Origin of the sequence: Janthinobacterium lyxosi (assembly GCF_051380665.1) — a bacterium.
GTDB lineage: Bacteria > Pseudomonadota > Gammaproteobacteria > Burkholderiales > Burkholderiaceae_D > Janthinobacterium.
The window spans coordinates 1-4,832 of sequence record NZ_JBNYXM010000068.1; the positions used below are offsets into that span (position 1 = coordinate 1).

A 4,832-nucleotide genomic window follows, 5' to 3' on the forward strand; every position below is an offset into this window, starting at 1 on the left:
ATGCGAGGCGGGCAGGGCGGGGCGGATGACGGCGACACGGCTTACGAGGCGCCTGATCTACTTGACCAGGCAGATGCACTTTTTCAGGAATTTACCGATATGAATTCAAGCGTTTCACCAGAACAGCAGGGCCGCAACCTGGCCGCGTTCATGCAAATGATCCGCGTCAGCGAGGGCACGGCAGGTTCAGACGGATACCGCACCATCGTGGGCGGTTCGCTGTTTGACGACTATTCCGACCATCCGCGCCAGAAAATCTGGATTCAAAGTATCAACGACTATTCCAGCGCGGCGGGCGCCTTCCAGATCATCCGCCGCACGTGGGACGGCGTGCAGGGCAAGCTGGGCCTGCCAGATTTCAGCCCGGCAAGTCAAGACCTCGCATGCGTCGAACTGATGCGCCAGCGCGGCGGCCTGCGCTTGGCCATGAACGGCGAGTTTGCCGCCGCCGTCGAAAAGTGCAAGAAAGAATGGGCCAGTCTGCCAGGCGCAGGCTATGGCCAGCGCGAAAACAGCCTGGCCAAGCTGCAAACCGCATATCTCAACGCAGGGGGCCAACTGGCATGAACAAGAACGACATTCAAGATTTGGTCATGGGCGTGGCGGTCGTCGCGCTCGGCTATGTGCTGTACACGCAATTTAAGCCCGGCAAGGTCGCAGGCGGCGCCGCTGGCGCACTGTCGCCAATCCTCAATGGCCAGATCGGCACGAGCTATAACCCGATGCAGGGCGCGCCGTATGACCAGAATACGGCCCTTGGCTCGTTCGGCCTGGCAGGACTGCTGAGCGGTACAACAAACGACTGGACGTATGGCGGCAAGGACTACTTGTCTACGATCACAAGCCCGCGCCTGGGCGGCACGCAGCCGGACAGCATTGTGGTGAAAGGTTGGTGGAACTGATGTTGGCAGATAACAAATACATGCTGATCGGCGTTGCGCTGGCTGCGCTGGCCCTGGTGGTGTTGGTAAAAAAAAAGGGTGCGGCTGCGGCTGTGGGGGAGGACGTGGGCCACGCCGTGGTTGATCTGGCTGGCGGTGTTGCAACTGGCGTCATTGATGGCATCAGTGTCGCCGTGGGAATTCCTACGATAAAAGAGCTGATCCGTGACCCTGTTCAATGCCGCGCCTATATGGATGAAAACGGGACGTTCAGCGGGTCAAAGCACTGCACGGAGTTGGCCTATCTCAATGCGCTGGAGCCATGGGAGTCAGTAAAAGAAACGGCAGGCAGCATTTGGGACTGGTTCACCGAACCCAGTGCGTCCGACTATCAGACAGTAACAAATACTGGCGCGTACGGAAGGCAGTAATGAACCTGAAAAGCATTATCCCTACGGGGCCGCAAGTGGCGCGTGAGGCGCTGATCGTCCTGGGCGGGCTGCTGGTGGCGGCCTTCATCCTGTCCCGGTTTCCAAAGCTGCAAAAGTTCGTCACACAAAACAGCCTGACCATCAAAGATGGCAAGGGCAACACCATTTACTAAGGGAAGAAAAGCATGAAAAGTCTGTTGAATCGTTTCAAGGAAGCGTCCACCTGGGCGGGCGTGGCGGCCCTGGCATTGTCGGTATCGCCGTTCTTGCCGCCGCCGTTCCATATCTGCGCGCAGGGTGTGGCCGCGATGGCTGGTGCGCTGGCCGGCGCGATCAGCGAAGGCGCCAAGGCGTGAGCGGCCTGAGCCAGAAACACATGTTGATCCTGGCCGCCGCCGTGGCCGCGTACTTCATGTATAAGCAGCACAAGGCGGCCAATGTGCTGAATGATCGCTATCCGATGGCGTACAAGAGCTAGACCAGAGAAGGCCCGCAAATCGCGGGCCTTTTACATGATGGCGTGCATGGCCAAGCGGGCATGCCATGGGCGGGACGGGCGATCCTTGATGGCGTCGAACAGGTCGTGCAGCTTAGCATGGCGCACCTTGGCGGCCACGTCGTAGCAGCGCACGTAATTGGAGAAGGCCCGAGGGCTGAGGTGTAGCGGCGCGACGGATGCCACCCAATCGTATAAATCGTCCTCAATGACGGCAATCTCTCCGAAGAGGTCGATTGCTGGCTGGCGTAGCTGGTAGGAAAAATAAGCTGCTGGCGGCTTCGGCTTGCGGCGGGTTGTTGTCTTTTTCATTCGGATATAATGCCCGGCGAACTGGGGCGGCAATGCGGGGAATAGAGGGGGGTTTGGCGTTTTACATAATTTCGTAAAAAGCTAGACTTTTTCGAGGATTATGATGTATGTCTTTGATTCTGCACTACTTTAGCAATTTTACATAATATAAATTATGCGAAGTGTAGTGCCAGTGCGAAAAAATCCCCGTTCTCGTCAATATGAAAATCGCAATAGCGATTTACCATCCTTTTTCCTTCACTTTCAACATCACGCATGAGATTCCCCAACCTGCGATACGGCAACCCTACCGAGTTTGCCCACTATGCCATGGGCATCCCCCTGGCCGACTTGGCGCGCACCCTGCGCCGCGACGAGCGCACCGTGCGCGACTGGCTCAGCGCAAAACAGCGCGTTCCCTGGTGGGTTCCCGAGTACATGCGCCTGCGCCAGATGGAGCAAGCAGATATCCGTCGCCAGATGAACATGACTGCCCTTGGCGCACGCCTGGGCGTCGTGCGCGGCAACGTCATCGAACTGGCCACACGAAGGCCAAAAAAAGAGCCGCAAGTTACAGACTTGCGGCTTGATGATTTCGACCAGGTGCAGATCGCACTTTGAACATCCTTCTAACCTCGACGCACAATCGCTTGATTTATTGCTTCGACCACCTCGCTGACGAACGGTTTGACCTTGCTTTTCAAGGCCCGATGCTCTCCGGACGCGCTTGCAAGCGTGACCGTATAGTGAGTTCGTTGAAAACACATCCAGATTAGCCCTGGCAGCAAGATAATGGCCCAGTGCCAGATAGACAGCGTTGCCAGGTTCTTGCCACTTGTGAGCGCCAACAATTCGAAAATTATGAGCGCGGCTGGCAAGATCCTGTTCGGCTTTTTCACCCCAAGCTTGACCGATGTAATGCCACTTATTGCATGCGTTTCGCCATCGACCATAAACCGGGCATTTGTAACGGTTACCCTGTCATTCGTGTAATACGTGGTTTCTGCTGCGCCGCTCATTGTTTCTCCCAAGAAATGAGATTCAATGTTATCAAGAATTCTCGATTCGGCCTAGCTCTTGTACGCCATCGGATAGCGATCATTCAGCACGTTGGCCGCCTTGTGCTGCTTGTACATGAAGTACGCGGCCACGGCGGCGGCCAGGATCAGCATGTGTTTCTGGCTCAGGCCGCTCATGCCTTGGCGCCTTCACGGATGGCACCGGCCAGCGCGCCAGCCACGCCCGCCAGGCCCTGCGCGCAGATATGGAACGGTGGCGGCAAGAACGGCGACACGGAAAGCGCCACGGCCGCCACGCCCGCCCAGGTGGACGCCTCTTTAAAACTATCGAAAAATCGTTTCATTTCATCCCTTAGTAAATGGTGTTGCCCTTGTCATCTTTGATGGTCAGGCTGTTTTGTGTGACGAACTTTTGCAGCTTTGGAAACCGGGACAGGACGAAGGCCGCCACCAGCAGCCCGCCCAGGACGATCAGCGCCTCGCGCGCCACTTGCGGCCCCGTAGGGATAATGCTTTTCAGGTTCAAAAGAAGCTCCCGATAAACTTGCTGGCCGGGCATGCAAAGCTGGCATCCCAGGTGCGGCCCTCGGCGAGCGCCTTTTCGCACTCCGTCATATTGGTGCGCGGGATGCCAATTTGATCGCCAATGCCGAGTGCAACACCACCGACAACACCACCAGCCAGATCAGCAGCCGCCTCACCGACAGCGATTCCCACATCCGCAGCCGCACCCTTTTTTTTTACCATCACCAGAAGCGCCAGGGCCGCCACCGCCACGCCGATCAACATGTATTTGCTTTCGCCCAACATCAGTTCCACCAGCCTTTCACGTAGACGCTGTCCTTGCCGCCGTTGCCCGTTATCGCTGGGCTGGTAATGCTCGACAGGTAATCCTTGCCGCCATACGTCCAGTCGTTTGTTGTGCCGCTCAGCAGCCCCGCCAGGCCGAACGATCCCAGGGCCGTATTCTGGTCATACGGCGCGCCCTGCATCGGGTTATAGCTCGTGCCGATCTGGCCGTTGAGGATGGGTGACAGCGCGCCAGCGGCGCCGCCTGCTGTCTTGCCTGGCTTGAATTGCGTGTACAGCACATAGCCCAGGCCGACGAGCGCCACGCCCATGACTAAATCTTGAATATCGTTCTTGTTCATGCCAATTGGCCCCCTGCGTTGAGATATGCGGTTTGCAGCTTCGCCAGGCTGTTCTCGCGCTGGCCGTAGCCTGCGCCTGGCAGACTGGCCCATTCTTTCCGGCACTTTTCGACGGCGGCGGCAAACTCGCCGTTCATGGCCATGCGCAGGCCGCCGCGCTGGCGGATCAGTTCGACGCATGCTTGATCCTGGCTTGCCGGGCTGAAATCGGGCAGGCCGAGTTTTCCTTGCACACCTTCCCACGTGCGGCGGATGATCTGGAAGGCGCCCGCCGCGCTGGAATAGTCGTTGATACTGGGTATCCAGATTTTCTGACGGGGATGGTCGGAATAGTCGTCAAACAGAGAACCGCCCACGATGGTGCGGTATCCGTCTGGCCCTGCCGTGCCTTCGCTGACGCGGATCATTTGCATGAACGCGGCCAGGTTGCGGCCCTGCTGTTCTGGTGAAACGCTTGAATTCATATCGGTAAATTCCTGAAAAATTGCATCGGCCTGGTCAAGTAGTCCTGGCTCCTCATATGCCGTGTCGCCGTCATCTGCCCCGCCCTGCCCGCCTCGCAC

15 protein-coding genes are annotated in these 4,832 nt (G+C 57.7%); 7 read left to right on the forward strand and 8 right to left on the reverse strand.

Annotated elements, in window-relative coordinates:
* From ACQ4WP_RS28835 to ACQ4WP_RS28860, 6 genes are all read left to right on the forward strand, one after another.
* Positions 1-567: glycoside hydrolase family 24 protein (locus ACQ4WP_RS28835; protein ID WP_436526676.1), on the forward strand; the 567-nt coding region annotated here is incomplete at its 5' end.
* A complete protein-coding gene (locus tag ACQ4WP_RS28840) occupies positions 564-902 on the forward strand; it encodes a hypothetical protein (RefSeq protein ID WP_436526678.1) in 339 nt (112 codons plus the stop codon). The genes ACQ4WP_RS28835 and ACQ4WP_RS28840, both read left to right, overlap by 4 nt.
* Positions 893-1,312: a hypothetical protein gene (locus ACQ4WP_RS28845; protein WP_436526680.1), complete on the forward strand. Its 420-nt coding sequence runs from the start codon at positions 893-895 to the stop codon at positions 1,310-1,312. The genes ACQ4WP_RS28840 and ACQ4WP_RS28845 overlap by 10 nt, the downstream gene beginning before the upstream one ends.
* The gene (locus ACQ4WP_RS28850; RefSeq protein WP_436526682.1) at positions 1,312-1,485 is read left to right on the forward strand and encodes a hypothetical protein; all 174 of its coding nucleotides are present in this window, start codon (positions 1,312-1,314) and stop codon (positions 1,483-1,485) included. Before ACQ4WP_RS28845 ends, ACQ4WP_RS28850 begins: the two co-directional genes overlap by 1 nt.
* Before the next feature lie 12 nt (positions 1,486-1,497).
* The gene (locus ACQ4WP_RS28855) at positions 1,498-1,668 is read left to right on the forward strand and encodes a hypothetical protein (RefSeq protein ID WP_436526684.1); all 171 of its coding nucleotides are present in this window, start codon (positions 1,498-1,500) and stop codon (positions 1,666-1,668) included.
* Positions 1,665-1,790, forward strand: a complete 126-nt coding sequence (locus ACQ4WP_RS28860; RefSeq protein WP_287770891.1) for a hypothetical protein — start codon at positions 1,665-1,667, stop codon at positions 1,788-1,790. The genes ACQ4WP_RS28855 and ACQ4WP_RS28860 overlap by 4 nt, the downstream gene beginning before the upstream one ends.
* 30 nt (positions 1,791-1,820) lie before the next feature.
* On the opposite strand, the gene ACQ4WP_RS28865 is transcribed toward ACQ4WP_RS28860, so the two are convergent.
* The gene (locus tag ACQ4WP_RS28865) at positions 1,821-2,120 is read right to left on the reverse strand and encodes a hypothetical protein (protein WP_436526686.1); all 300 of its coding nucleotides are present in this window, start codon (positions 2,118-2,120) and stop codon (positions 1,821-1,823) included.
* Between the two features lie 255 nt (positions 2,121-2,375).
* Between ACQ4WP_RS28865 and ACQ4WP_RS28870 the strand changes: the two genes are divergently transcribed.
* Positions 2,376-2,720, forward strand: a complete 345-nt coding sequence (locus ACQ4WP_RS28870; RefSeq protein ID WP_436526688.1) for a hypothetical protein — start codon at positions 2,376-2,378, stop codon at positions 2,718-2,720.
* A gap of 8 nt (positions 2,721-2,728) precedes the next feature.
* On the opposite strand, the gene ACQ4WP_RS28875 is transcribed toward ACQ4WP_RS28870, so the two are convergent.
* The 7 genes from ACQ4WP_RS28875 to ACQ4WP_RS28905 all read right to left on the reverse strand — a co-directional run.
* On the reverse strand, positions 2,729-3,118 hold the full coding sequence (locus ACQ4WP_RS28875) for a DUF6232 family protein (protein WP_436526690.1): 390 nt from the start codon (positions 3,116-3,118) through the stop codon (positions 2,729-2,731).
* A gap of 51 nt (positions 3,119-3,169) precedes the next feature.
* Complete coding sequence (locus ACQ4WP_RS28880) at positions 3,170-3,295, reverse strand: hypothetical protein (RefSeq protein ID WP_287770891.1); 126 nt, start codon at positions 3,293-3,295, stop codon at positions 3,170-3,172.
* Complete coding sequence (locus tag ACQ4WP_RS28885) at positions 3,292-3,462, reverse strand: hypothetical protein (protein ID WP_161911731.1); 171 nt, start codon at positions 3,460-3,462, stop codon at positions 3,292-3,294. Before ACQ4WP_RS28885 ends, ACQ4WP_RS28880 begins: the two co-directional genes overlap by 4 nt.
* Positions 3,463-3,470: 8 nt before the next feature.
* Positions 3,471-3,644 carry a hypothetical protein gene (locus ACQ4WP_RS28890; protein ID WP_436526692.1) on the reverse strand — a complete coding sequence of 58 codons (174 nt, stop codon included), beginning with the start codon at positions 3,642-3,644 and terminating at the stop codon, positions 3,471-3,473.
* Complete coding sequence (locus tag ACQ4WP_RS28895) at positions 3,641-3,937, reverse strand: hypothetical protein (protein WP_436526694.1); 297 nt, start codon at positions 3,935-3,937, stop codon at positions 3,641-3,643. The genes ACQ4WP_RS28890 and ACQ4WP_RS28895 overlap by 4 nt, the downstream gene beginning before the upstream one ends.
* Positions 3,928-4,269 carry a hypothetical protein gene (locus ACQ4WP_RS28900; protein WP_436526696.1) on the reverse strand — a complete coding sequence of 114 codons (342 nt, stop codon included), beginning with the start codon at positions 4,267-4,269 and terminating at the stop codon, positions 3,928-3,930. The genes ACQ4WP_RS28895 and ACQ4WP_RS28900 overlap by 10 nt, the downstream gene beginning before the upstream one ends.
* Positions 4,266-4,832: glycoside hydrolase family 24 protein (locus ACQ4WP_RS28905; RefSeq protein ID WP_436526698.1), on the reverse strand; the 567-nt coding region annotated here is incomplete at its 5' end. The genes ACQ4WP_RS28900 and ACQ4WP_RS28905, both read right to left, overlap by 4 nt.

Bases quoted from the DNA above. Each gene is read 5' to 3' on its own strand.
- ACQ4WP_RS28840 (WP_436526678.1), top strand. From the start codon at position 564: ATGAACAAGAACGACATTCAAGATTTGGTCATGGGCGTGGCGGTCGTC.
- ACQ4WP_RS28850 (WP_436526682.1), top strand. From the start codon at position 1,312: ATGAACCTGAAAAGCATTATCCCTACGGGGCCGCAAGTGGCGCGTGAG.
- ACQ4WP_RS28855 (WP_436526684.1), top strand. From the start codon at position 1,498: ATGAAAAGTCTGTTGAATCGTTTCAAGGAAGCGTCCACCTGGGCGGGC.
- ACQ4WP_RS28865 (WP_436526686.1), bottom strand. From the start codon at position 2,120: ATGAAAAAGACAACAACCCGCCGCAAGCCGAAGCCGCCAGCAGCTTAT.
- ACQ4WP_RS28870 (WP_436526688.1), top strand. From the start codon at position 2,376: ATGAGATTCCCCAACCTGCGATACGGCAACCCTACCGAGTTTGCCCAC.
- ACQ4WP_RS28875 (WP_436526690.1), bottom strand. From the start codon at position 3,118: ATGAGCGGCGCAGCAGAAACCACGTATTACACGAATGACAGGGTAACC.
- ACQ4WP_RS28880 (WP_287770891.1), bottom strand. From the start codon at position 3,295: ATGAGCGGCCTGAGCCAGAAACACATGCTGATCCTGGCCGCCGCCGTG.
- ACQ4WP_RS28885 (WP_161911731.1), bottom strand. From the start codon at position 3,462: ATGAAACGATTTTTCGATAGTTTTAAAGAGGCGTCCACCTGGGCGGGC.
- ACQ4WP_RS28900 (WP_436526696.1), bottom strand. From the start codon at position 4,269: ATGAACAAGAACGATATTCAAGATTTAGTCATGGGCGTGGCGCTCGTC.